This is a genomic window from Cyclobacterium xiamenense (assembly GCF_009467825.1).
GTDB lineage: Bacteria > Bacteroidota > Bacteroidia > Cytophagales > Cyclobacteriaceae > Cyclobacterium > Cyclobacterium xiamenense.
In genome coordinates, this window is the sequence record NZ_WIOK01000001.1 from 127956 (window position 1) to 153395 (window position 25440).

Genomic DNA, 25440 nt, shown 5'->3' on the forward strand with positions numbered 1-25440 from the left:
GTCACAAGCGAAACAATGCTTCGAAAAAGCTCATGTTTTCACCCGGTTCTTTCATGACCAGCATGGGTATTTCGTGGTTGGTGTTGACCAGTTTTTCGGCTACACTACCCAGCAATACCGCGGCTGATTTGGTTCTTCCCCGGCTACCAATGATCAAAAGATCCACGCCGACCTCCCGGGCATGCTGCATGATGTTATCGGCTTCGTCTTTGGCATGACGCAGGATAAATTCACAAGGAAAATCAGGCAAGTTGTTTTCCGCTAGAAACTTTTTGTAGTCTTTTTTAGCGTTTTCCAACATGATCGCAGAAAATTCCTCAAACGATTTCCCGGTCTTGCTGTAACCACGGGGCACCTCGTATAAATGGCAACATTGGATTTCGGCTCCTGTTTTCCCCGCAATACCGGTAGCCAGGGAAATACTAACCACGGAGTGCCGTGAAAAGTCGATAGGCAAGAGGATCTTTTGAAAACTGCCTCGGCTGTATGCGGCAGGAAGCAACAGTACCGGGTGCGGATACTTTTGGGATAGATTGTTTACCAGCGAATCGGAAGGGGATTTCCCTTTTTTTCTTCCCATCACCAGCAAGTCAATGTCCTTGATTTTTCCCCATCGCAACATGGTTTCCTGGGCATTTCCTTCTTTGACAATGATTTCATACGGAATCTCAAGGGCAGGTTGCACCTTTTCCAATTCGTGTTCGATTTCCGAAGCAATGGTCTCGTCCACCGGAGCGATCAGATCTGGATAGGACTGGCTTACTTCCTCGGGCAAAATCAGATTTTTTGCGACATGAACAAAATACACTTTTTCCATGCGAAAAATCGGTGCTAGCGATTTGATCTGATTGATCAGGGTCTCATCCATCGGTGACAGGTCCAAGCCTACCATTGCTTTTTTGAATTGACTCATTGGTATTTCCCTTTATAGGTCGTTTTTATGACGTGTGAATAGGTCTTAAAATTAGGAATTTAACCTTTTGAGTACTTCTTTTCACGTTTTTTTTATTCAAATTTCGAAAAATAAGAGAGCACCGGTCGCAGACAGGGCCGTTTCTTTGTGCAGAATAGTCAGCCAATGCCAAAACCAATTCGGAAATATTTTATTGCCATCGTTCCCGAAGATCCGCTGCGGGAGGAAATTTCGGCCTTGAAACAAGCGATTAACGATCGGTTTGGTTTCAAATTTGCTCTGAAGTCACCTCCGCATATTACCCTTAAAATGCCGTTTTCTCACAACGAGAACAAAGAGCAGCACCTCGCCAACCGGTTGAGGCGGTTTTTTGAAGCGGAAAAGCCTTTCTCGTTGGGGTTGTCAGGCGTCGGGCATTTCGGCATGCGAGTAGCCTACCTGCGTGTAGATGGGCCACCGGATTTACCAGACCTGCAAGCGCGCCTGGTCCGGTTCGGAAAGCGGCAACTGGGCCAACAGATTGAGTTGAGCGATTTGAATTACCAACCCCATCTTACCGTTGCGTTTCGGGATATAAAAAAGGAGCGGTTTGACGCCTTGATGAATTTTCTTCGGCAGCGATTTGAAACGCGGCAAATGGACGTGCAGCGAGTAGCTTTATTAAAAAAAGCAGGATCCGTGTGGGAAGTGCTGGACTGGTTTGAATTAAAGGGCTAGGGTTTGGTTTATTAGGAGGCACACCGGGCCGAAACCGGCAGCTACCGGATTGGATTTATAGAAATTATACTTTTTTTAAAAATTATGATTATTCTGTAAAAAGGACCACTACCTATATTAAGTTTGGTTTTTCATGGTTTTATCGGGAAGATACTGGTAACATACTGCTAAGTAAATTCGCGTTGTAGGCATATTTAACAAATTTTCGCTGGTAAAATGGTGACCAATCAAATAAAATCAATCAGGGAGTATCGTCTATGGTTCGAAAAAATCATTTAAAAGACACATAAAATCATCAAATAAAATAATATTTTTTAAAAAATAGAAATAATAATCAATTTATCTATAATTATTCAAGTCAAACGAAAATTCTTCAACATCCCCATTTTATTTTTCTTCTAGAATACAAAATATTTTTGATTGAGGTTTGCACTATGATTTAGCAATCATTTTGTGTTTATAAATAAATTAATGGAATATTGCACTTTAATTATTGTTAAAAAACCTTAATCTATTTATTCAAATGAAGCGAGTTTTACTTAGCCTGGCATTCGTGCTAGTGGCGGTAATCTCCCTGAAGGCTCAAAGTAGGACGGTGACCGGTACGGTCACTTCCGAAGAAGAGCCACAGGGGATACCCGGTGTGAATGTGAGCGTAAAAGGTACCATGGTAGGGACAATCACAGATATTGATGGTTCCTATTCATTGACGGTACCCGAAGGGTCCGATGTGTTGGTATACAGTTTTGTGGGTTTTTTAACCCAGGAGAAAACCATTGGGAATCAAAATCAGCTGGATGTGTTTCTGGAGCCAGATGTGAAGACCTTGGGAGAAGTGGTCGTTGTGGGCTATGGTACGCAGTCGAGCAAATTATCCCTGCAAAGCATTTCTACCCTCGACAATTCGCAGATCGAGCGTATGCCCGTGTTTACTGCACAGGAAGCCTTGCAAGGCCAGGCAGCCGGCGTGCAGCTTACCGGTACTTCCGGAGTGGGCGGTTCGCAGCAAAACATCCGAATTCGTGGCGTGGCCTCGCTCACAGCGGGTGGTTCGCCGTTGTTCGTGGTAGACGGCGTGCCCCTGAATGACGGAAGTAGCGACGACTATTCCAATACGTCCGGAGCGGTGGCTTTGAATCCACTGATGGAATTGAATCCAAACGAAATCGAGTCCATCTCGGTGTTGAAGGATGCATCGGCAGTTGCCATTTACGGTTCCCGGGGTGCAAACGGTGTCATCTTGATTGAAACAAAGAAGGGAAAAAGCGGGCAGTCCAAAATCAACGTGGATTACTACCAGGGGATCCAAAATCCCACGACCGTACGTCCCTATATGTCCTTGCAACAATACAACGAATACCGCTCTCTTCGTACGGGCACGCCGATCACGGACCTGCCGCAGCAGGGATTCGATTGGCCAGATGCGGTAATACAGCAGGGAGCCATCTCAAACCTGAACCTGAGTGCGTCGGGCGGTAGCGATCGGACTACGTATTTCATTTCCGGAACCTATTTCAAACAGGATACGTATGCGCTCGGAAACGAGCTCGACCGATTTAACGGTCGTCTGAACATGACCCACGAGTTTTCCGACAAGGCCCGTTTTGGTGCCAACATCGGGTTGGCCAAAACCTATAACGACAGGATCAATTCGGATAACAGTACGTACGCGCCACTTACCTCAGCGTTTCTGCACTTGCCCTACAATCGTCCCTACGACGAGAATGGAAATTATACCCGTCTTGGATTTGTCCCCAACTTGTTGGCCATTGAAGATCTGGCTATCACGGATTACATCACGCGGCGGACCACTGCCAATACGTTTTTTGAGGTAGACGTACTCCCCGATCTGACATTTCGGACCGACTGGGGGATTGATCAGATTCAGACCGAGGAGACGTTTCGCTATCCGGATATCGTAGAACCCACCGGAAGTGGCTACAAACGCATCATACAGGACTATAAGTGGTTGTCTACCAATACCCTGAATTACCAGAAATATTTTGGAGACCATTATGTGGGAGGACTCTTGGGTTATTCGTACGAACAGTCCGATTTTTCCAGCATCACGGTAGAGGGCTCTGGTTTTGTCAGCGATAGACTGCCCAACGTTGCCTCTGCAGCCACGCCTACCATTACCAGTGCCACGGGTACCAATTGGCGGTTGGCTTCCTATTTTACCCGTTTGAATTACCGGTACGACGACAAATTTTTATTCGAAGGAAGTGCTAGAAGAGATGGATCTTCCCGGTTTGGCGCAAATAATCGGTACGGTACCTTTTGGGCATTGTCGGGCGGATGGATCCTTTCTGAAGAGGGTTTTTTGCAAAACAGCAGCTGGCTGGATTTCCTTAAATTAAACGTTAGTTATGGTACCTCCGGTAACGACCGGATCAGCAACTTTGAATCGCTGGGACTCTACCAGGCAGGTACGCTGGGAGATTATGCCGGCAGCCCGGGTATTTATCCCAGCCAGCCAGCAAACCCACTATTGGGTTGGGAGGAGTCGGCACAGTTTGACCTAACCGTCAACGCCAGCCTGTTATCCAACCGATTGGACATTGAAGCATCGGTTTGGAACAAAGACACAGAGGGCCTTTTGCTGGATGTGCCCATTCCCTACACCACGGGTTATGCCAGCCTGACGCAAAATGCAGGATCCATGCGAAACAGGGGGGTCGATCTGATGATCCAGTCCACCAATATCCAAACGCCCTCGTTTGAATGGAGAACGATCCTAAACGCAGGGTTCCTGCAAAACGAAGTTTTGGACCTGCCAGGCGCTTCCAAAGACAACGAAGACCGCCGTTTTGTGGAAGGGTCTTCCAGTCAGCGTGCCATCGAGGGACACCCGGTGAATACGTTTTACCTGGTGCGATACCAAGGGATTAATCCGGAAACGGGTGAAGCGGAATGGTTGACCAAGGACGGAGAAACCACGAATACATACAGCGCCAACGATCGGGTGATTGTGGGTTCGGCGATCCCCAGGCTTTCCGGCGGTTTGACAAATACCTTTACCTACAAAGGCCTGGTATTGTCAGCACTGATCACCTTCGTCGAGGGAAATCATATCATGTACGATGATTTGAGATTCCTAAACAATCCAAACAACCTGAATTCGTTTAACCTGGATCCGCAATTGCTGAATTATTGGACAGACGATAACAGGAACAGTTTTGCTCCCAAACTTAACGGGGATACCCAGTCTTCCTTTGCGCAGCGATCCACCCAGCAAATGAGAAAGGGGGATCATATCCGATTGCGGAATTTATCGCTAACGTACACCATTCCAACCGGGATTATAGAACGTACCAAGATCATCCGAAGCGCCCGGGTATATGGGATGCTCCAAAATTTCTTCACCTTGTCTAACCTCGAAGCGGGTTTGGAACCTGAAGTGAACGATGGTGGAGGAAACAATCAACGGCAGGGAGAGTCCTTCTTTACTCCCGCCCAGGCGAAATCCATTACCCTGGGTGTGTCTTTGGAATTTTAAAACAAGTATCGCCATGAAAAATTTAAAAACAATCGTTTATACAGGCTTGCTCGGAGGAAGTTTGTTTTCCTGTGAAGACTTAGACATCGATCCGCAGCAATCTCTTTCAACTGAATTGGCCTTTGCCGACAAACAAGCCGTCGAAGGCTCGCTATTGGGTGTGTACTCGCTTAGTCAGGAATTTGAAGTTTTCGGATCCCTGCCCCACGTGATTGCTGATTTCCAATCCGATAACGTGGATTTTATCGGGTCCTTTCCGACCTTACAGGACATTCGCCTGTACGCCACGCAATCGGATAATGCCACGATCCGGGATCTTTGGAGAAGGCACTACCGCGCTATCCTGGCAGCGAATGCCGTCATTCAATTCACCCCGGAATCTCCGGATGAATCCCTGACAGCGGAAGAAAGGGCGCAGTTTGTGGCCGAAGCGAGGTTTATGCGGGCCTTGTTGATGTTCCAAATGGTCAATCTTTTCGCGCAACCTGTGCAGGTTGGCGGTGAAGGTGCCGCAGGCATTCCCATCGTTTCAGAGGCATTCACTGGCGAAATCATCGGATATCCCCGAAGTACTGTAGGGGAAGTACACGCATTCATTCTAAGTGATTTAACGAATTCCCTGGATGATTTGCCAGTATCCTACGAGTCGTCGAGCTTCACACGGGGAAGGGCCACGCAGGGAGCCGCCAATGCGCTGCTTTCCCGCGTTCACCTGTACCGCGAGGACTGGCAATTGGCCGCCGATCGTGCGGAAGATGTTTTGGAAAACGAAGCGCTCTATGGGTTGGCTTCCAATTACGATTTCTGGGGTGAAAACAATGCAGAATACGTGTTCTCCATCCAGAATTCGGAGATTGACAATGGACGGACCGGTTCCGGCGGATGGGCTTCGTATTACAACCCAGCAGAAGATGGCGCGAGAGGGGATGCGCCCTTTTCGGAATACTTGCTGGAGTCATACGATCCCACCGATCGACGCTTGACCGAACTCTCCAAAGAAGGGGAAAATGAACGAATGTATACGACAAAATTTCCAGATCCGGTAAACCATTCGGATAATTCGCCCATCATCCGAACCACCGAAGTCGTGCTGAACCGAGCAGAAGCATTGGCTCAACTTGACGGGGTGAATCAGGAATCACTGGATTTGATCAATTTACTCAGGGAAAGGGCCGGACTGTCTGCGGTAGCCGCGGCTGATTTTTCCGGAAAAACGGATTTCGTTGATTTCATCCTCGAAGAACGACGCAAAGAGCTTGCGTTTGAGGGGCACCGGAGAATGGATTTGCTACGCTATGGCAGGGCGTTGCGTCCAGTCGGTGACGAGCAATTTGAAGCCTCTCAGGCAGGCCAGAATAAAACCATTTTGCCCATTCCACAACGCGAGTTGGACATAAACCCGGAATTGGTTCAGAATGACGGGTACAATTAAAACAACGTCTCGCTAAACATGCAAAGCCACCCTGGAAAAAACCGGGGTGGCTTTTTCGATACAACCCATGGGGTGGATTAGTCTTCCAGGATCAACAGGCCTTCTAACTTGTCTTTTCGGGTAAGCAGGCTTTTTGGCTTTCGGTTTTTGTAAAAATTGACAATGTTTTGTTGTTCCGGAAAATCATCGATCAGCAGGGAATTGTAAATGGTTACCTGCGTTGGTGGTGAAATTCGTTCCGATTCCAGGTAAAACCAGGCGGCGTCGGCCTCCACTTCATGTCCCAGGTAATGAAGCCGAATGGTATCTCCATCGATCAGTATGCGGTTGTGTGCGAGCAGGTAGCTGGCAACCATACTGTCCAGTGCTGCCGGGTCGGCTGGAGCAAGAAAGTCTACCGGCGCCTGGTTTGCGTGGGAAAGGGCTACTTCCAAATCGTCCCAAAATATTTTTTGGGCGATTTCAATCGTCTGATTCCCTTCGTTGTACACCATGTCTGTCAGGCTTATGTAAAACGGATGTAGCAGGGACCAAAAAATGAGGAAGGCAGGTAGGGGGTTGATTCCAGGCATTTATAGAAAGGATTTTTGTTTTATCTGTGAAATATGCATTAATATTACGACAAAATTTTCGTATCAAAAGTAATAAATCACCCGTTGTATGAGCCAATTTCAGTTATATTTTAATCTGGGAATCCAGCACATTCTTGATCTGAAGGGTTTTGATCACATTCTTTTTGTCATTGCACTGGCGGTCGTTTACCTCATGCGGGATTGGGGGAGAATTGTGATTTTGGTGACTGCATTTACGATCGGGCATTCCCTTACCCTGGCATTGGCCACCTTGCAAGTCGTCCGCATCGATACCGATCTGGTGGAGTTTTTGATTCCGGTGACCATCGCGATCACTGCCTTTGCCAACCTGCTCAAACCCCGTCCTTCCAGTGGAAGGGGGGTACAAATCAACTATATATTTGCCCTGTTTTTTGGATTGATTCATGGCCTGGGTTTTTCCAACTACCTGCGCTCTTTACTCGGAAGGGAACAATCCATCTTTCAGCCCCTGCTTGCATTTAATCTCGGACTGGAAGTGGGACAGTTAGTCATCGTGATCGTCTTTTTGGTTGTTTCTTCCCTGGCAGTAGGAATATTTGGTGTAAACCGTAAGGAATGGGTTTTGGTGGTTTCCTCCGTTGTCCTTGGAATGGCGATCATGATGTTGTTGGAAAGCAAGTATTGGTAAAAAAGATGCACTTTTGCTTACCATAAGAAAAATAAATGGGGTTAATTGCGTAAATTCCGACCATAGTTTAACTTTTGGGTTCCATTTATCCCCATCTAAAAATTAATCGTATTTATGAAACGTATCTTCTCCTCATTTCTGGTAGGAATGGCCATTCAAGTGGCCGCCTTTGCTCAGGTGGATGAACAGCGACACGGCAACCGCTTCGAGCAATTGGGTACAATGCTTCGTTCTCCCAATGTTTACCGGACAGCCTCTGGTGCTCCCGGCCACGCGTATTGGCAACAAAAAGCCGATTACGAAATCGAGGTCGAATTGAATGATGCGAATCAATCCATTCGAGGCAAGGAAAAGGTGACCTATTACAACCAATCTCCCGATCCACTCGATTACCTATGGGTGCAGTTAGATCAGAACCAACGGGCCAGCGATTCGGAAACCCCTAAAATGAGCAGCAGCAGCATCCAACCCAAAATGGGTCTGCGGCAGCTACAAGGTATCCTTTGGCACGATCAGGACCTGGGGTTGAAGATTTATTCGGTTACCGATGCAGCGGGAAATGAAATCCCTGCCACGGTCAACCATACCATGATGCGTTTGGACCTGTCTTCGCCCTTATTGCCCGGAGAAAGCGTTTCCTTTCACATCGACTGGAGTTTTTCCATTCATGATCGGATGAGTTTTATTGGCGGCAGACCAGGTTATGAGTATTTTGAAGGCGATGGTAATTACCTGTATACCATGGCAGAATGGTTTCCACGCATGGCGGTGTATTCCGACTTTGAAGGGTGGCAAAACAAGCAATTTGCCGGAAGAGGTGAATTTGCGCTGGTCTTTGGGGATTATAAGGTAGCCATTACCGTACCGGCTGACCACATGGTAGGCGCTACCGGGGTATTGCAAAATCCGGAGGAAGTGCTGAGCGCAACAGAAATGGAGCGCTGGGAACTAGCCAAAAAGACCTTTGATGCCCCGGTCATTATCCGAACCCAGGCCGAAGCAGAAAAGTTGGAGAAAGGGAAAGCCGAAGGAACCAAAACATGGATTTATCAGGCCGAGAATGTGAGGGACTTTGCCTGGACTTCCTCCCGAAAATTTATTTGGGATGCCATGGCCGTATCCTTGGGAGGCAAAGAGGTCATGGCCATGTCGTATTACGCCAAAGAAGCGAATCCACTCTGGGAACAGTACTCTACCCGGGTCGTCGCGCATACGCTGAAGTCCTACTCTGCCCGCACCTTTGACTATCCCTATCCAGTGGCCATTTCCGTAGAAGCGACCAATGGTATGGAATACCCCATGATTTGCTTTAATTACGGCAGGCCCGATACCGATGGCACCTATTCGGAGGCCATTAAGTACGGCATGATTTCGGTAATCATCCACGAAGTTGGTCATAATTTTTTCCCGATGATCGTCAATTCCGATGAGCGACAGTGGACTTGGATGGACGAAGGACTAAATACCTTTCTGCAATTTTTGGCGGAGCAGGAGTGGGAGCGCGAATACCCTTCTCGAAGGGGACCCGCTCATAAAATAGCTCCCTACATGCGCAGCGAAAAGCACCTGCTCGAACCAATCATGACCAATTCCGAGAACATTATTCAGTTTGGACCAAATGCCTATGCCAAACCTGCAACTGCCCTAAACATCCTGCGGGAGACCGTTATGGGAAGAGAATTGTTCGATTTTGCGTTTAAAACCTATGCGCAGCGCTGGATGTTCAAACACCCGACTCCGGACGATTTGTTTCGAACCCTGGAAGATGCTTCCGCCGTGGATTTGGATTGGTTTTGGAGGGGCTGGTTTTTTGGCACCGATCCGGTCGATATTGCCATACAGGACGTCACTTGGTATAAAATTGATAGCAAAAAACCTGCGGAGGTGAAAGCCGACGAGCGGGAAGTATACGAGCGGGAAGAAACGTACATCTCCCGGTTACGGAATGCGAAGGATATTCCGGAAACGGTGGTAGAAAGGGACCCGAAAGCAGCCGACTTTTACAACAGTTACAACCGCTTCAGTGTGGGGCCGGATGATGAAAAAGCGTATCGAGATTTTCTTGCCAGCCTTAGTTCGGAAGAGCGTGCCATGTTGGAGAGTGGGCTAAACTTTTATGAAATCAAATTCGAAAATATCGGTGGATTGGTGATGCCGATCATTCTGGAGTTTCAATACGAGGACGGTACTTCTGAAATAGAGCATGTCCCCGCACAGATCTGGCGAATGGATGAATACCAGGTAAGCAAGGTGTTTGCAAAAGAGAAAGTGGTGAAACAAATTGTACTTGACCCCTATCGGGAAACGGCCGATATTGACGAATCCAATAACTACTGGCCAAGGCAATTTTTGCCGTCAAAGTTTGAATTATTCAAACAACAGCAGCCAGCCCGGGGAACTTCCACAGGCCCCAATCCCATGAAAAAGAAAAAATAGCCGAGAATTGACTTCGGCTTTGATCCATACGGTACGTTCTCTCCGCCAGGTAGGGAACGTACCTTTTTTTTGCACATTCACTGAATCTTCCAATCCCCTACTTCCGAAGACTGCCTGCTGTGCTAACGCTGCGGTTCCCCGTTCTTTATGTATCCTGACCCCACGCATACCGTATATTTGTAGCCCCCTTCAGTAAATTCATGTGTAGGGAGATGGGGTGGGTATGGCGCTGCCCGGTATTCAGCAAGGAATTTGTGTCTACGGTGGAGCAGCACGGTACTTGACCTGCGCGTTTCAACAATATTACAAAATGGTGAAGTGTCCATTGAGTTGGGAGGAATACCCATCATCGCGCGGTCAAAAAAAGAGGCAGGATTCCCTGCCTCTTTTAAACCAAAAATATAGCTGTAGTCAAAAACCTATTCTTTTGTAGCGAAATCCGGATAGGCATGCATGCCGTGTTCGTTGATATCGAGTCCTTCCACTTCTTCCTGCTCGTCCACGCGGATGCCGGTAGTCTTTTTCAGGATAAAAAATACAAGGAAACTGAAAAGTACACAGAATGCACCGATGGCGCCAATACCGATCAGCTGCGATAAAATCTGTGCTCCGCTGGCAAGGTCCCCAAAAATACCAACGGCCAATGTACCCCATATACCGCAAACCAAGTGCACGGAGATGGCACCAACAGGATCATCAATTTTGATTTTGTCGAAGAATACCACGCCGAATACGACCAGTGTCCCGCCGATAAATCCAATAATAACCGCTTCTGTGGGAGACATAAGGTCTGCACCTGCAGTGATACTAACCAATCCAGCCAAAATGCCATTGAGAACCATGGTGATATCGTACGCTTTGAATTTTAGGTAGGAAGCGAGCAATGCTCCAAATGCTCCAGCTGCGGCCGCCAGTGCAGTGGTGACAAATACCAGGGAGACGGCACCTGGATCGGCGGAGAGTACCGAGCCTCCATTGAATCCAAACCAGCCAAACCAAAGCAAAAACACACCAAATGTTGCGAGGGGAATGTTGTGGCCTGGGATCGCATTCATTTTTCCATCCTTATACTTGCCGATTCGTGGTCCGAGCAAATAGGCGCCGATCACCGCACCCCAGCCGCCGACGGAGTGGACGATGGTGGACCCGGCAAAATCGTAAAACGGAGTAGCCATGGCATCCAAAAATCCGCCTCCCCATTTCCACATACCGACGATGGGGTAACAAATGCCTACGTAAAGCAACGAAAAGAAAATAAACGGGCCCAACTTGATTCGCTCGGCGACTGCTCCTGAGACGATGGTCGCTGCCGTAGCGGCAAACATGGCCTGGAAAATAAAATCCGTAAAAAAGGTGTATCCTTCGTTGTAAGCAGCGCTATCCCAACCCTCGGGAAGGCTCAATCCCAGGCCGGAAATCCCAAAGAACCCACCCGAAAAGGCCTCCCCGGGATACATCAGGTTGAACCCAATAAACGCGTAGGTGATCAATCCCAGGGCAGGGATGATCGTATTTTTAAAAAGAATATTGACGGTATTTTTTGCCCGCGTAAGTCCGGCTTCCAGGGCAGCAAATCCCAGGTGCATGATAAACACCAATATGGTGGCCACCATGATCCAAAGGTTGTTAACGGTAAATAATTCCTGATTCATTTTTCGATTTTTTTATAAGTTGGAATAAAATATGGTTAGCAATAGGGGCAGCTGCTGCTTACAGCGCAGCTTCTCCGGCGTCGTCATTTCGGATTCGAAATGCTTTCCCCACATCATAGACGAAGATTTTTCCATCTCCTACTTCGCCCGTTCTTCCTTCTCTAAGAATACAGCTGATAACATCTTCTTCCAACTCATCGGGAACAACGATTTCCAGTTTCGTTCTGGGAATAAAGGTAGGTTCATAGGCCACCCCCCGGTACGTTTGGGTGCGGGCATGTTGCAGGCCCATTCCTTTGACCTCGTAGAAGGTCAGAAATTTCACACCAAGTCCAGACAGGCATTGGTGAATTTCATCAAATTTCGAAGTCCTAATTAATGCTTCAATTTTTTTCATTTTTTCAACAGGGTTAATGTTTCGTTGCTAAATCTATGATTAAAAATTTTGTTTTTTACAAAATTAAAAATCAAAACCGATTTCGCAATTAAATCTAGCTAAAAAATGTAAAAAAAGTAGAAAATGGGACCAAATAACACGTAAACTAGAAAAAAAAGCAAGATTATAAATAACAGCACCTTTTAAAAGACCCTATGTGGGTGAAAAAAATGTTAATCGATAGATTATTAGTTTATAAAAATATCCCCTCTTCCTTCATTTTATTGGGTCTATGGGGATAAAAAAAACAAGGGATAAATCTGGGGAAAAGCCCAAAAAAAGTACCTTTGGAAAATTAAATTTTTCCTGTTTCAGGAATTCATCAGCTATTTAGAGTCACGTATGCATGCACCAACACTTTTAATATTAGCAGCCGGTATGGGTAGCCGGTACGGGGGGGACAAACAGATCGATGGGTTTGGTCCGAATCAGGAGACGATTCTGGAGTACTCCGTTTACGACGCCATCCGGTCCGGTTTCGGTAAAGTCGTATTTATTGTCAGAAAGGAAATATTGGATGAGGCGAAGGCGATTTTTGTGCCGAAATTTGGCAGTAAAGTCGCGGTAGAGTTTGTCATTCAATCGTTGGATAGCATGGTGCCGGATCGTTACGTTGATCCCGAGCGGAAAAAGCCCTATGGGACGGCGCATGCGCTATTATGTGCGAAGGACGTCATCAACGAACCCTTTGCGGTTATCAACGCGGATGATTTTTACGGAGAAGAGGCGTTTCAAATGCTTTCCGCGTTTTTGCGCAACGAAGTCGGTCCTCAGTTACACTGCATGGTAGGCTATGCGATCAAAAATGTGCTGTCGGACTACGGAACGGTAAGTCGGGGCGTTTGCGAGTCTACGCCCGAAGGGTTTTTGACTGGCATGGTCGAACGCACGGCAATTGCACGTACTGCCGATGGAATTTTTCATAAGGACGGGGCAGAAAAACTCGAAATTGCTCCGGACAACCCGGTTTCCATGAATTGCTGGGGATTTCATCCGGCAGTTTTTGCACAAACGGAAAAATTGTGGACTTCTTTTCTGGCAGAAAATCAGGGAAACCTCAAGTCCGAATTCTATATCCCAAAAGTGGTCAATTCCCTGATTCAAGAAGGAATTGCCCGAATAAAAATACTGGAGGGGGGCAAAACATGGTTCGGCGTGACCTACGGGCAGGACCGGGAGTATGTGGTGAATGCGCTTCAGAAGCTCCACGCAGCGGGAGTTTATCCCGAAAAGCTCTGGTAGGATCTTCCCGGGCAGGGGCGGCATTGTCGCGTTTTTCGTAGACAAAGCCCCTTTTGCAGCAGGAGAAAACAATTGAGAAAATTTTGTTGAGGGGAAAGAATTTTGCGTAACTTTATTTCGGTAAAGCGTTATAAATAACCTATCTCCCAATGAAATCGATGCTGCCTGTAGGCGACAGGATGCAAGCGGCATACAGAGGAATGCCATTCAACCATGCGACCCGCCTTCCGGTAGGCAGGAATCTCGCAATTCTGATTGGGGCGGGCTAAGTGGCCATAAAAAACAACTTAAAGACAGATGAAGCGAATTGTTTTTTTTCATACACCAATAGGCGCAGACCTTGCATTATTGTTATTGCGGGTAGGTACTTCCGTGATGCTACTGACCCACGGATGGTCCAAGATAACCAACTTCAGCGATCGGCTAAACAGTTTTGCCGATCCGATTGGGTTGGGTTCGGCGGTATCCTTGCAACTGGTCATCTTTGCCGAATTTTTTTGTGCCATCTTTCTGGTACTGGGATTTATGAGCCGGATTTTTCTTGTCCCCATGATTATTAACATGGCCGTTATCGCTTTCGTGGTACACGGAAGCGACCCGTTTGGTCAGCAGGAAAAGGCCTTGATGTATTTGCTGGTATTTTTGGTGCTGATGCTAACCGGCCCAGGTAAGTTTTCCCTGGACGGGCAGATTTTGAAGCGACGCCGGTATTAGCCCATTTCCCGATTCGCTATGGTCCCCGACTTGATGGTAAAAAATGTGGCGGCTGCCTGAATCGTCTGAAGGATTTCTTTGGATCGTTCCGGCCGTGCGTCGGTAATAAAAAGCTGTCCGAATTCTTTTTTTGCAACCCTTGCCATAAGATGGAAAATCCGCTGATCGTCGAGTTTATCGAAGATATCATCCAGTAGCAAAATAGGCTTGGTCCCTTTAAGGTCCTTAAAGATAAAGAATTGCGCCAGTTTGAGACTGATCAAAAACGACTTTTTTTGCCCTTGTGAGCCGTATTTTTTGATGGGATAGTTGTTCAGCTGAAAGACAAAGTCATCCTTATGAATGCCCATGCTTGTTCGCTTAAGGGTCAGGTCCTGATTAATGGAGGCCTCGAACCTTGTGTCAAAATCCGGTTCACCGACCTGACTTTTGTAGCCAATTCCCACCGTTTCCCGGGCTCCGGATATCGCCGCGTAGTGATCCAGAAAGTAGGGATTGAACGCTTCGAGAAAGCGTTGGCGTAGGGCGTGGATTTCGGAGGATAGTTGAATCAACCGGTGATTATAGGGGCTCAGCTGCAACCGGTCGGGCTGTTTTTCTTCGGCCAATCGCTTCAACAAAGCGTTTCGTTGTTTTAAGTAGTGTTGGTACCGGATTAGCAGCTGCAGGTAATGGCTGTCGGTTTGGCAAATCATGCCGTCAAAAAATTTTCTTCGTTCTTCGCTGCCTCCGGTGATGATCTGTGTATCGTCCGGCGCGATCATGACCAATGGGAGCAAGCCGATGTGTTCGCTCAGGCGATCGTGGGGTTTTCCGTTTACCTCTAGTCGTTTTTTTTTATTGCTTTCAAAAGCACAGGTCACCGACAGGGTTTTATTTTCCCGCTCGAAGACTGCTTTTAGCGTAAAGAAACTCCCTTGGTGCCGGATATGGTGGCTATCCAGGGGTAAAAAGGCACTTTTGGTTAGGCAAAGGTAGTGGATGGCATCAAGCAGATTGGTTTTTCCAGCGCCGTTTTCCCCAAAAAAGCAATTGACTTCCGCATTGAATTCCAATTGTTCCCGTTCGTAATTCTTAAATTGGATCAGTTCTAAGTTTTTCAGGTGCATGAGGGATTCAACGGATGTTTTTTACTATTTTCGCAAACGGGCGCAAAATTGCGTTGATTTCATTATATTTGAGGCCAAAGTTAGCATATTTTATAGAATACGGTATGGCAAAGAAGAGTTCAACTACGAGTAAATCTAAAGCAAAATATTCCAAGGAAACCTACACTTATTGGTTCGAAAGCATGTTGCTCATGAGGCGTTTTGAAGAGAAAGCCGGGCAATTGTATGGACAGCAGAAAATCCGCGGATTTTGTCACCTTTACATAGGCCAGGAAGCCTGCGCCGCAGGAGCCATCACGGCTCTTGAGAAAGACGATAAATGGATCACGGCCTACCGCTGTCACGCGCAGCCGTTGGGGCTGGGAACGGATCCCGGTGCGGTAATGGCTGAGCTTTTTGGAAAGGAAACCGGCACCACCAAAGGCAAAGGTGGATCCATGCACATATTCGATAAATCGAAGAATTTTGCCGGAGGGCACGCCATCGTTGGTGCGCAGATTCCCATGGGATTGGGTATCGCATTTGCCGAAAAGTACAAGGGTACAAAAAATGTTTGCATTTGCTATATGGGGGACGGTGCGGTGCGTCAGGGAGCCTTTCACGAGGCATTGAATCTGGCCATGCTGTTTAAATCTCCGGTGATATTCGCAATCGAAAACAACGGGTATGCCATGGGTACCTCGGTAAAACGCTCCTCCAATGTGGACGAGTTATACACCCTGGGTGAATCGTATGATATCCCCTCCTTTCCGGTAGACGCCATGAATGTGGAGGAAGTGCACGAAGCGGTGAAAGAAGCAGCCGATCGCGCCAGAAAAGGAGATGGCCCAACCTTGTTGGAATTCCGTACCTACCGCTACAAAGGACACTCCATGTCCGATCCGCAAAAATACCGGACCAAAGAAGAGGTGGAGGAGTACAAGCAGCGCGACCCGGTGGAGCAGGTGAAAGCCACCATCCTCGACAACAAAATTCTATCGGAAGACGAGATCAAAGAAATAGAAGCCAAGGTGAAGAAGCAGGTAGCCGATGCGGTGAAATTTGCCGAAGAATCCCCCTGGCCGAAAGGAGAGGACGCCTTCAAAGACGTGTACGTCGAAGACGACTATCCATTTGTTCGAGATTAGACGTCTTGCATTCCACCGATTACCAAGGCCACTCGTATACGCGGGTGGCTTTTTGTTTACCTGGGTGCAGACCAGTTCAATCCCTGCTCGAAGTACTTTTCTTCGGTAGTAGCGCCGTTTTCTCTATCTTTGCCCCATGTCAGCCCCGCTTTCCGTCTATACCCTACTGGGTGAAGAAAAAATTCACCAACTCGTGGACCATTTTTACGAGGAGGTGGAGCGTACACCCGACCTGAGAAAATTGTATCCAAAAGACCTGGAACCTGCCCGGCAGCGCTTGTATTGGTTTTTGCTTCATGTCTTTGGAGGGCCGGCTACCTATTTGGAAAAAAGGGGGCACCCCATGTTGCGTAGAAGGCATTTTCAATGGGCCATTGACCCGGAAATGCGTGATCGATGGCTAGGCTGCATGGGGAAGGCTTTGGATCAGATCCCAATGGAAGCGGAAGCACGAGAAGCCATTACTACTTATTTCTTTCGGGCCGCACAACATATGGTAAACCGGCATCCGCCGGAAGGTGGCTAAGCGGTGCCCTGCCCAGCCTGCTTAAAAATCCGGGCCATACACCGCAAAACGTTCCAACGCTAAATTAGGGCTGTCACCCGATACACGGAGCCGCAGCCGGTCGGTGGTGACCGGAGCGAAATACTGGATACGCTTTCGTCCAATGGTCTCTCCGCTGGCAACAGGCTGCCAATGCCCATCGAGCCAGGCTTCCAGTGTATATTGCCGGATATGCTGTCCTTTTTCCAACACTTCTTCCAGTTCCAGCAGGTCAACCGCTGTGCGTTGGGTCAAGGATAAGGTTATCTCGGAGGTGGGGTGCATTTTGGAAGAAGTCACCGCAAGCGGATTGGCGAACGTGCTTAGGATGGACGTACCAAATTTTTCCAGAAGTTTTACCTCTGCCTCAGGGATGCGGCCGCTGTCGTCCGGGGTCATGTTTACGAGCAGATTGGCCCCTCTGCCGATTGACTCCAGATAGGCCTTCATCAGGTAGGAGGAATCTTTTAGGGTATGGTCCGAATTGGCTCTCCAAAACCAGGTAGAGCGGGTGTGCAGGTTGGCTTCTGCTGGAATGTAGCCGGCATTTTGCGGCCCTACCCATTTTGCCAGCCCTTCTCCCGGTTTTACAACATTATCCAAGGGGTAGGGTGCCCAGCCTTGTTCGCTTCCGGACCAGCGCACATCCGGTTTGGTACCTCCCATGATGACGGCCTTGGGTTGCAGATGCCGGACCATTGCCTGAATGGCATCGCCATAGGAAGTGCCCAGTGGAATCCCGGTAACCGGGTTCGTTACATCCCACCCGAACGGATCGTAGGCACCATCAAACCAGAGGTAAGAAATTTCCCCGTACCCAGTCAACAGTTCGCGCAATTGCTCCAGGAAAACCGGGAAATAGCGGTGAACATCCCCCCGGATCACTCGTTCACCCTGGGGATCCGGGCTACTGGTGCAACCGAAATGGGTGTCCCCTCCTGAGAGGTACAGTCCGACTTTCATACCGTATTTTCTGCAAGCATTCACGAATTCTGCGACCACATCGCCGCTACCCCCTTTCCAGGGGCTGTTTTTCACCGAATAGTCCGTGGTTTTAGTTGGCCAAAGGCAAAAGCCATTGTGGTGTTTGGCGGTAAGTACGATATGTTTGGCACCAAAGGATTGGGCTGTTTTTACCCATTGTTCGGCGTTCAGTTGTGCCGGATTGAAGCGCACGGCCTCCGGTACGATCATCATGTCTGCTTCCGCATAGGTGGCGAGACCGAAATGAATAAAGGCGCCCAATTGCCTTTCCTGATAGCCCAATTGCTGGGGAGTGGGTAGGACTTGAAGGTTCTCGGAAGAGGAATCGATGCCTTTCGCTGGTTTTTTCGGTGCCAGTAAGACAGGCAGCCAGTTGCCCTGCGGTTTCGGGGGCTCTGCGTCGATTGTGCCGGCCTCATCAAAAAAATGAACAAATAGTTCTTCGGGTGTGCCGGGAAAGGTGGCCCACTGCAAATCGCCCGCGGTGGTCTGGTCGCTACCCGTGAAATACAGAACAGTCTGCCCCTTGAAATAGCACAATTCCACATCAGAGGCATTGCTTTCTGCTATTGAGGGATCGATTAAGGGAATGTTTTTATGGCCAGGATCAAAGGTAACAAAGGGCCGGTCTTCCGGTGCATCTTCCCAATGAATCAGGTCCTGGGAGCGGGAAATGTGCGTTTCGTAGCCAGGTTTCAGGGATTTCAGGTATAGCGTATAGTACCAGCCCTTTTCGTAGTACAGGGCGGGCCCACCGACGTACTTGCCTTTACCATAGACTGCATTCGGGATATCCCGCCAGTTTTTCAGGTCATTGGACCGCAGGTAACGAAAGGTGAAGGGGGTCCATCGGGGGTCATTGGTTTCGTAGAGGAGGATGAAGTCGTTCTTGCCCCGGCAGACGGCCGTATTGAAAAAATATTCCTCCGGATTTGCCCGAAGGATGGTTTCGGGTTTGGTCCATTCGTTCAGGTCGGCTGAACTGGTGACGACGATTTCCGTGATTTTCCGCCAGGGTTTGCCTTCTCCATAGTAGCCGGCAAACACGTACACCCGGTCCTCCCAGGTCAGCACGGTCCCGAAGGCATGGTTTTTCAGAGGCACGGAAACGATTTCGTTGGTGGCAAGATCCCGGATGCGTACCTCGTCTTCCTGAAAGTGGTCTCCCGGTTTGGCCCCGGGGATGTCCCAAAAGCGTTGGTAGTTTTCCAGCAGGTACAGCTTTTCCTTAAATACGAAGGGCGAGGTTTCCACCAGTGGAGATCCCAGCCGTTCTTGCTTTTGGATAGGGTTTTGCCAGGTGGTTTGGGCCATTGGTTGGTGGCAATAAAGAAAAAAGACGATGCAGGCAATGCGTTGAAAAGAAGACATGGTATGGATGATGCAATTTTAGGTCAACGGTAACCAGGGATCAATATACAACATTTACTGTTTTTATCGGAAAATTTAAACTTCCCGGCGTTGAACTGGCGCGCAAAGCCCGGTCTTCGGTTTACTTTCCAGTGGGAGAACGTTACTTTACAAAAAGACAAAACCCCGGTCACAATAACGTTACATGAGCGAAGTATCTTGTAAGATGGTTCGTTTTGTGAAAGTATGCTGTCTCATTGCTTGCTTCATCCCACTGGGAAGCGTGTTTGGACAAAATCCGGCCGATGGTTTGGATCGGTTACAACGGCTTTTCGAGACCAATCCCAGGAAAGCCTATCAGGAGCTTTCGGATTTCCTGGGGCAAAATCCGCCCCTTAGCTTAGCCGAACAAGCCGAAGCCACTTTTTTGGAGGGGCAACTCTTGATGGAATTTGGCTTGTACAACGAAGCAACGACGAAGTTTTACGAAGCGGAAAGGCTTTTTAAAATGATGGCTTGCACCGCTTGTCTGGCGAACGTCTACAACCAAATTGGGAAGCTGTATTACAAAACGAAAAGCCTTCCAGCAGCGCTACAGCGGCACAAAGCCGCGCTTCACTTGTACGAGGAGGAGCAGGATATACAGGGAATGGCCCGGTCCAAAGGGCTGATCGGATCGATGTATGAGAAGTCGGGCGACTACACGCAGGCACTGATTTATCAAAACGATGCCATCAAGCTGATTCGAGGTAGCGGTGATTCGACTGACTTGAGCATTCTGTTCGAAAACGTTGGGAGCATCTACGAGGATCTGGAAAAATTCGATTCAGCAGAGCGTTATTTCCAGTTGGCCTATGCGCTAAACATCGGCATGGGAAACAAGTTGAACATGCCGGGGAATATCAATAACCTGGGGGATACGCGGAGAAAAACCAATCGGGCCGGGGAATCACTTTCGTATTACGAGGAGGCTATCCGGATAAGTCAGGAGTTTGGAAACAACTATTTGGAACGAAGTGCTACGGTGGACCTGGGTAAGGCGTATGCGGCATTGGGGGATTTTGAGAAGGCTTATGAACAGTTGGCCAAAGCCCGCAAATTGAGTGAAACGATTTTTTCTGAAGAAGCTGCACGGCAGCTGGCCACACAGGAGTTTCACTATGAAATCAAAGAAAAACAGCAGAAAATTGCCCATTTGGAAGGTATTCATGTTTTCGAAACCCGAATCCGTTGGCTTTTGTTGATGCTAATCTTGACGCTATTGGGACTTGGATGGGGCCTGATCTCCCGGCAGCGGCTGAAAATACGCGCCACAAAGAGTACCCTGCGAAAGCAAGAGGAACTCCTGGAAGTCAACGAACGCTTGATTCAGACCGAGAAGGAAAATATCAATCTCCTGGAAGCAAGAATGGCTGCCGAAGTGGGAGCCCAGCAGAAGGCGCTGTCTGCTCAAACCCTTCACGTGATCGAGAAAAATGAAATACTCAAAGAAATCCAATCGAAATTGAAGGTTGCCCTGGAGCAAGATCCCAAGGACCAACGAAAGAAACTTCGAAACCTCATGAAACAAATCGACGCGAACCTGGGACAGGACAGGGACTGGGAAAGCTTCAAACATACCTTCGAAAACGTGCATCAGGATTTCTTGAAAAACCTCAACAGCCGGAACCCAGCGCTCACCACGGGAGATGTCAAACTTGCCTGCCTGATGAAGATGAACTTGAGCAGCAGGGAAATCGCCGCAACACTGGGGATCTCCATGGAAAGCCTGCGGATTTCCAGGTACAGACTCCGAAAGCGTTTGCAGCTTTCGGAGGGCAGGGACCTGCAGCATTACCTTCGCTGTTTATGATTCAAGATTTCTTAATCTTAGGGTAATACTTTTTAACAGTCTAAAAATCAATACATTGCACTACTTTTTTTTAAAACTGTTTCGGTTTTGTTAACGGTTTTCATTGGGTAGCGGCGCTGCATTCTTAACCGTTAATTTCCTTTTTTATTCGCCGCTTTTCCGAATCTTGTAGGGTCAAAAAAAAGGTGAATCATGCTTAAAAAACGTACGTACTATTTCTCATTTTTTATTCTGTCGGGACTCGTTGCTTGCGAAGGGACTACCCAAAAAGGCGATGAATCAGCGGAAACTACTACCGAAATCATCCAACCGCTTTACGTGAGTGACCCGGTCATCCACGATACCGACGATCCCGCTATATGGATCAATTCATCAAATCCGGATCAAAGTCTCATCATCGGGACCGACAAAGATTCCATCGGTGCCTTATACGTGTTTGATCTAAGGGGAAAAGTCATCGACAGTCTGGTCAGGCGGGGTATTCAACGCCCCAACAATGTGGATGTGGGTTACGGGTTGCCCCTGGGTAGGGATACTGTGGATTTTGCCATCACGGGCGAACGCTTGACCTCACGTATTCGCTTTTACTCGCTTCCCGACATGCAGGAAATCAACCCCGGAGGATTGGAGGTCTATGCGGGAGAAACTGGCGAAGAATACCGTGACCTGATGGGGATTGCTGTGTACCAAAGCCCCAAATCCGGCAAAACCTATATCATCGCAGGCCGAAAAAACGGACCGACAGATGGGACGTACCTCTGGCAATACGAAGTGCAGGGAGCTGAGGGCGAGGTATCGCTTGAGCTGGTGCGAAAATTCGGGAATTTTTCCGGAAAGAAAGAAATCGAAGCCATTGCCGTGGATCAGGAGCTGGGCTACATCTATTATTCCGATGAGGGTGCAGGAGTAAGAAAGTACCATGCGGAGCCACAGATGGGAAACGAGGAGTTGGCCCTTTTTGCTACCGAAGGATTTACGGATGATCACGAGGGAATCTCCATTTACAAATCCTCCGCTACGGAAGGCTACCTGTTGGTATCCGACCAGGGAGCCAATCTCTTTCACGCATTCCCACGAGAAGGAAGCGATAAGGGGCCGCACGATCATCCCCTCCTGGTTAAAATCCCGTTGAGTACCCTTTCCAGTGATGGCAACGAAGTCACGGCGGTAAACCTGGGAGGAGATTTTTCAAAAGGACTGTTTGTCGCCATGTCGGATGACAAGACCTTCCAGATTTATTCTTGGGAACAGCTCGAAAAGTTTATCAACCAACAACAATAAGCAATCATGAAAAAACACCTACGTTTATTTTCTTCCCTGTTGCTCTTTTTCCTGCTGGCAGGAAATGCATGGGCACAAGGAGTCTTGAAAGGACGAGTGATCGATGCGGAGAATCTTTCGCTGCCAGGAGCCAATGTGGTATTGACCGGCACCAATTACGGGACCATTTCGGATCAGAAAGGGGACTTTTCCATCTCCAACCTGCCGGAAGGGTCGTATGAAGTCAGTGTATCCTACCTGGGGTACGGACAGCTTTCCCAACCTGTGGAAATTCAAACAGGGCGTACAACCACGCTGAATTTCAGAATGGATCAGACGGCGCTGGATGCAGCAGAATTTATTGTATTTGGTGACCGGCTGAAGGGGCAGGCCAAGGCACTGAATCAGCAAAAAAACAATGCCAATATCACCAATATCGTCTCTTCTGACCAGATCGGGCGCTTTCCCGATGCCAACGTCGGCGATGCACTGAAGCGTATTCCGGGGATTACCATGCAAAATGATCAGGGAGAGGCGCGCGATATCATCATTCGTGGAATGGCTCCGCAGTTAAACTCCGTGACGCTAAACGGGGAGCGAATCCCGTCCGCGGAAGGTGACAACCGAAATATTCAAATGGACCTGATTCCTTCGGATATGATCCAAACGATCGAAGTCAATAAGGCGGTATTGCCGAGCATGGATGCCGATGCCATCGGAGGTTCGGTCAATTTGGTAACCCGTCAAGCACCAAATAATTTGAGAATATCTGGTACCGCTGCAAGCGGAATTAACTTGCTTTCCAATAAGCCCATTTGGACCGGGGGATTGGTTTTGGGAGACCGCTTCCTGGATGACAAATTGGGCCTGATCCTTTCTGGTTCCTACAACAACCACAACTTTGGCTCAGACAATGTCGAGGCTGTTTGGTACAATTCAGATAACGGCGTGGCACTGGAAGAATTTGACATCCGAAAATACCTGGTGCAGCGTGTCCGAAGATCCATAAACCTCGCAACCGATTTTAGAATCAATGACAACAACCAACTGTTTCTATCCGGGATGTATAACCACCGGGATGATTGGGAAAACCGATTCAGAATGCGAGTAGGCAACCTGGATGATTCCTTTGATGACGGGGATTTTACCGAGAGTACTCCCAATGTATTCCAGACCAAAGGGAGGGTGCAATACCAGACCAAAGGAGGCATAGACGGTGGGAGAGTCGGTAACCGAAGACTTGAAGATCAGCGGGTTTATAACATGAGCCTGGGAGGAAATCATTTATTTAACAGACTTAAAATGGACTGGAGCGCCACCTATGCCCGCGCATCCGAAGAGCGTCCGAATGAGCGTTACATCTCCTACAGGTCCTCCAACCAGGACGTATTCGTAGATTTAACCAATCCCGAATTCCCGAACGTTAATTTATCCAATCCTCAGGATAATTTAGGTATAGGATTTCAAGAGATTTCGGAGGAAAACCAGTTTACCTTTGACCGGGATTTGAATGCCAGATTGGACTTTAAATTGCCCTACACCGACAAAGGAATCTTACAATTCGGCTTGCGCTATAGGGGCAAACGAAAGGAGCGTCAGAATGACTTCTTTGAATTTGAGCCAGTGGATGAAGACAGCTTTCGAGCAAGCATCGGATCCGTCCCAAACAGAGACTACACGGATCCCAACTACCTGGCTGGATCCCAATATCAGGCAGGATACTTTGCGACACCTGAATTTCTTGGTGGATTAAATCTGGGGAATTCCAGCCTTTTTGATGGCACCGACTTGCCAGAGGAGTATGCACCCGGAAACTACACCGCTAATGAAAACATCACGGCGGCCTATGCGATGGCTGACCATCAGTTTTCGGAAAGGTTTTCGGCTATTGCAGGTCTTCGGGTAGAAAATACGGCCATTGACTACCGGGGAAATAGCTTTAATATCGATGAAGAAACCATCAGCCCCACCGCTGGCGAACAGAACTACACCAACGTGTTGCCAGGCCTTCATTTGAAATACGATGCCGATGCCAATACCGTTCTCCGGTTTGCCTGGACCAATACAATTGCCCGGCCTAATTATTTTGACCTGGTGCCCTACGCAGAGTTTAGCCCGGATGACGAGGAATTGGCCCGGGGAAACCCAAACCTACGGGCAACCACGTCTATGAATTTTGATTTTATGGCGGAGCGGTATTATTCCAGTGTCGGTATCCTATCTGCGGGTGCCTTTTATAAGGACATTGATGATTTTGTTTACACGATTACTACCCAAGGATACAATGATCCTGTTTTTGGCTCAAATCTAGAATACTCCAGACCAGAAAACGGCGGTACGGCCAGTGTATACGGACTTGAAGCATCCTTTCAGCGCCAAATATGGAGAGGCCTGGGGATTTACCTGAACTATACGTATACCCGGTCGTCCACCACAGGAATAGAGGGAAGAGACAACGATGAGCTGGTGTTGCCAGGTACGGCTGAGAACATGTTCAACGCTTCGCTATCCTACGAAACGGACAAATTGGTACTGCGACTGGCGCTTAACTACGCCTCCGATTACCTGGATGAATTGGGAGGGGAAGGCTTTGAAGACCGGTATTACGATCGACAGGTTTTTCTGGATGCGAACGCTTCCTATGCCATCACACCAAAATGGCGACTCTTTGCCGAGGGGAACAACCTCACCAACCAGCCTTTACGCTACTACCAGGGAATCCGATCACGCACGATGCAAATGGAATACTACAACGCCCGGTTTAATTTCGGTCTGAAGTTCGATCTATTTGATTGAGAAAACGAACCTTAGCAACCAAAAAGGGCTGTCCACTTAACCTGGGCAGCCCTTTTTCGTTTCGGTAGTCGCCTTTTGGTATCTACTGAATCCTATAAATTTTACAATTCCTTCATTTTTTCGTTACCTTCAGGG

The 25440-nt window shown here is 48.2% G+C and carries 18 protein-coding genes; 12 read left to right on the forward strand and 6 right to left on the reverse strand.

All coding sequences use genetic code 11. The features are described from left to right. Position 1: 1 nt before the first annotated feature. Entirely contained in the window at positions 2 to 913 is a 912-nt protein-coding gene (locus GCU44_RS00535; protein ID WP_154852372.1) for a universal stress protein, read from the reverse strand. Between the two features lie 165 nt (positions 914 to 1078). Between GCU44_RS00535 and GCU44_RS00540 the strand changes: the two genes are divergently transcribed. The 3 genes from GCU44_RS00540 to GCU44_RS00550 all read left to right on the forward strand — a co-directional run bounded on the left by GCU44_RS00540 (position 1079) and on the right by GCU44_RS00550 (position 6561). After that, entirely contained in the window at positions 1079 to 1630 is a 552-nt protein-coding gene (locus GCU44_RS00540) for a 2'-5' RNA ligase family protein (RefSeq protein ID WP_154852375.1), read from the forward strand. Positions 1631 to 2153: 523 nt separating this feature from the next. Continuing rightward, positions 2154 to 5129, forward strand: a complete 2976-nt coding sequence (locus tag GCU44_RS00545; RefSeq protein ID WP_241684792.1) for a SusC/RagA family TonB-linked outer membrane protein — start codon at positions 2154 to 2156, stop codon at positions 5127 to 5129. Positions 5130 to 5142: 13 nt separating this feature from the next. Beyond that, a complete protein-coding gene (locus GCU44_RS00550; RefSeq protein WP_154852381.1) occupies positions 5143 to 6561 on the forward strand; it encodes a RagB/SusD family nutrient uptake outer membrane protein in 1419 nt (472 codons plus the stop codon). Positions 6562 to 6638: 77 nt separating this feature from the next. Here GCU44_RS00550 and GCU44_RS00555 read toward each other — a convergent pair whose 3' ends face one another. Beyond that, a complete protein-coding gene (locus GCU44_RS00555; RefSeq protein WP_154852384.1) occupies positions 6639 to 7133 on the reverse strand; it encodes a DUF6702 family protein in 495 nt (164 codons plus the stop codon). 88 nt (positions 7134 to 7221) lie between these two features. Between GCU44_RS00555 and GCU44_RS00560 the strand changes: the two genes are divergently transcribed. Together GCU44_RS00560 and GCU44_RS00565 are read left to right on the forward strand one after the other, a co-directional pair. After that, on the forward strand, positions 7222 to 7803 hold the full coding sequence (locus tag GCU44_RS00560) for a HupE/UreJ family protein (protein WP_154852387.1): 582 nt from the start codon (positions 7222 to 7224) through the stop codon (positions 7801 to 7803). 114 nt (positions 7804 to 7917) lie between these two features. Next, positions 7918 to 10239, forward strand: a complete 2322-nt coding sequence (locus GCU44_RS00565; RefSeq protein WP_154852390.1) for a M1 family metallopeptidase — start codon at positions 7918 to 7920, stop codon at positions 10237 to 10239. Positions 10240 to 10658: 419 nt separating this feature from the next. On the opposite strand, the gene GCU44_RS00570 is transcribed toward GCU44_RS00565, so the two are convergent. Then, positions 10659 to 11891, reverse strand: coding sequence for an ammonium transporter (locus tag GCU44_RS00570; RefSeq protein ID WP_154852393.1), 1233 nt, complete (start codon positions 11889 to 11891; stop codon positions 10659 to 10661). Positions 11892 to 11949: 58 nt separating this feature from the next. Beyond that, positions 11950 to 12288 carry a P-II family nitrogen regulator gene (locus GCU44_RS00575; protein WP_154852396.1) on the reverse strand — a complete coding sequence of 113 codons (339 nt, stop codon included), beginning with the start codon at positions 12286 to 12288 and terminating at the stop codon, positions 11950 to 11952. 381 nt (positions 12289 to 12669) lie between these two features. Between GCU44_RS00575 and GCU44_RS00580 the strand changes: the two genes are divergently transcribed. Both GCU44_RS00580 and GCU44_RS00585 read left to right on the forward strand, forming a co-directional pair. Beyond that, entirely contained in the window at positions 12670 to 13569 is a 900-nt protein-coding gene (locus GCU44_RS00580; protein WP_154852399.1) for a nucleotidyltransferase family protein, read from the forward strand. Positions 13570 to 13866: 297 nt separating this feature from the next. Then, complete coding sequence (locus tag GCU44_RS00585) at positions 13867 to 14283, forward strand: DoxX family protein (RefSeq protein WP_154852402.1); 417 nt, start codon at positions 13867 to 13869, stop codon at positions 14281 to 14283. On the opposite strand, the gene recF is transcribed toward GCU44_RS00585, so the two are convergent. Then, a complete protein-coding gene (gene recF, locus GCU44_RS00590; protein WP_154852404.1) occupies positions 14280 to 15392 on the reverse strand; it encodes a DNA replication/repair protein RecF in 1113 nt (370 codons plus the stop codon). The two genes, GCU44_RS00585 and recF, sit on opposite strands and share 4 nt — an antisense overlap. 104 nt (positions 15393 to 15496) lie before the next feature. Between recF and pdhA the strand changes: the two genes are divergently transcribed. Continuing rightward, positions 15497 to 16519, forward strand: a complete 1023-nt coding sequence (gene pdhA / locus GCU44_RS00595; protein ID WP_092172824.1) for a pyruvate dehydrogenase (acetyl-transferring) E1 component subunit alpha — start codon at positions 15497 to 15499, stop codon at positions 16517 to 16519. 136 nt (positions 16520 to 16655) lie between these two features. After that, positions 16656 to 17045, forward strand: a complete 390-nt coding sequence (locus tag GCU44_RS00600; protein ID WP_154852411.1) for a globin domain-containing protein — start codon at positions 16656 to 16658, stop codon at positions 17043 to 17045. Positions 17046 to 17066: 21 nt separating this feature from the next. On the opposite strand, the gene GCU44_RS00605 is transcribed toward GCU44_RS00600, so the two are convergent. Then, positions 17067 to 19418 carry an alpha-L-fucosidase gene (locus GCU44_RS00605; protein WP_154852414.1) on the reverse strand — a complete coding sequence of 784 codons (2352 nt, stop codon included), beginning with the start codon at positions 19416 to 19418 and terminating at the stop codon, positions 17067 to 17069. Between the two features lie 184 nt (positions 19419 to 19602). On the opposite strand from GCU44_RS00605, the gene GCU44_RS00610 reads away from it, so the two are divergent. The 3 genes from GCU44_RS00610 (at position 19603) to GCU44_RS00620 (ending at position 25305) form a co-directional block, all read left to right on the forward strand. Further along, positions 19603 to 21249: a tetratricopeptide repeat protein gene (locus GCU44_RS00610; RefSeq protein ID WP_154852417.1), complete on the forward strand. Its 1647-nt coding sequence runs from the start codon at positions 19603 to 19605 to the stop codon at positions 21247 to 21249. A 192-nt stretch (positions 21250 to 21441) separates the two neighbouring features. Further along, on the forward strand, positions 21442 to 22530 hold the full coding sequence (locus GCU44_RS00615; protein ID WP_154852420.1) for a phytase: 1089 nt from the start codon (positions 21442 to 21444) through the stop codon (positions 22528 to 22530). A 6-nt stretch (positions 22531 to 22536) separates the two neighbouring features. After that, positions 22537 to 25305 carry a TonB-dependent receptor gene (locus GCU44_RS00620; RefSeq protein WP_154852423.1) on the forward strand — a complete coding sequence of 923 codons (2769 nt, stop codon included), beginning with the start codon at positions 22537 to 22539 and terminating at the stop codon, positions 25303 to 25305. The last annotated feature ends 135 nt before the right edge of the window (positions 25306 to 25440 follow it).

Bases quoted from the DNA above. Each gene is read 5' to 3' on its own strand.
- GCU44_RS00620 (WP_154852423.1), top strand. From the start codon at position 22,537: ATGAAAAAACACCTACGTTTATTTTCTTCCCTGTTGCTCTTTTTCCTG.
- GCU44_RS00615 (WP_154852420.1), top strand. From the start codon at position 21,442: ATGCTTAAAAAACGTACGTACTATTTCTCATTTTTTATTCTGTCGGGA.
- GCU44_RS00545 (WP_241684792.1), top strand. From the start codon at position 2,154: ATGAAGCGAGTTTTACTTAGCCTGGCATTCGTGCTAGTGGCGGTAATC.
- GCU44_RS00535 (WP_154852372.1), bottom strand. From the start codon at position 913: ATGAGTCAATTCAAAAAAGCAATGGTAGGCTTGGACCTGTCACCGATG.
- GCU44_RS00585 (WP_154852402.1), top strand. From the start codon at position 13,867: ATGAAGCGAATTGTTTTTTTTCATACACCAATAGGCGCAGACCTTGCA.
- recF (WP_154852404.1), bottom strand. From the start codon at position 15,392: ATGCACCTGAAAAACTTAGAACTGATCCAATTTAAGAATTACGAACGG.
- GCU44_RS00605 (WP_154852414.1), bottom strand. From the start codon at position 19,418: ATGTCTTCTTTTCAACGCATTGCCTGCATCGTCTTTTTTCTTTATTGC.
- GCU44_RS00600 (WP_154852411.1), top strand. From the start codon at position 16,656: ATGTCAGCCCCGCTTTCCGTCTATACCCTACTGGGTGAAGAAAAAATT.
- GCU44_RS00580 (WP_154852399.1), top strand. From the start codon at position 12,670: ATGCATGCACCAACACTTTTAATATTAGCAGCCGGTATGGGTAGCCGG.
- GCU44_RS00565 (WP_154852390.1), top strand. From the start codon at position 7,918: ATGAAACGTATCTTCTCCTCATTTCTGGTAGGAATGGCCATTCAAGTG.
- GCU44_RS00575 (WP_154852396.1), bottom strand. From the start codon at position 12,288: ATGAAAAAAATTGAAGCATTAATTAGGACTTCGAAATTTGATGAAATT.
- pdhA (WP_092172824.1), top strand. From the start codon at position 15,497: ATGGCAAAGAAGAGTTCAACTACGAGTAAATCTAAAGCAAAATATTCC.
- GCU44_RS00560 (WP_154852387.1), top strand. From the start codon at position 7,222: ATGAGCCAATTTCAGTTATATTTTAATCTGGGAATCCAGCACATTCTT.
- GCU44_RS00610 (WP_154852417.1), top strand. From the start codon at position 19,603: ATGAGCGAAGTATCTTGTAAGATGGTTCGTTTTGTGAAAGTATGCTGT.
- GCU44_RS00540 (WP_154852375.1), top strand. From the start codon at position 1,079: ATGCCAAAACCAATTCGGAAATATTTTATTGCCATCGTTCCCGAAGAT.
- GCU44_RS00550 (WP_154852381.1), top strand. From the start codon at position 5,143: ATGAAAAATTTAAAAACAATCGTTTATACAGGCTTGCTCGGAGGAAGT.
- GCU44_RS00555 (WP_154852384.1), bottom strand. From the start codon at position 7,133: ATGCCTGGAATCAACCCCCTACCTGCCTTCCTCATTTTTTGGTCCCTG.
- GCU44_RS00570 (WP_154852393.1), bottom strand. From the start codon at position 11,891: ATGAATCAGGAATTATTTACCGTTAACAACCTTTGGATCATGGTGGCC.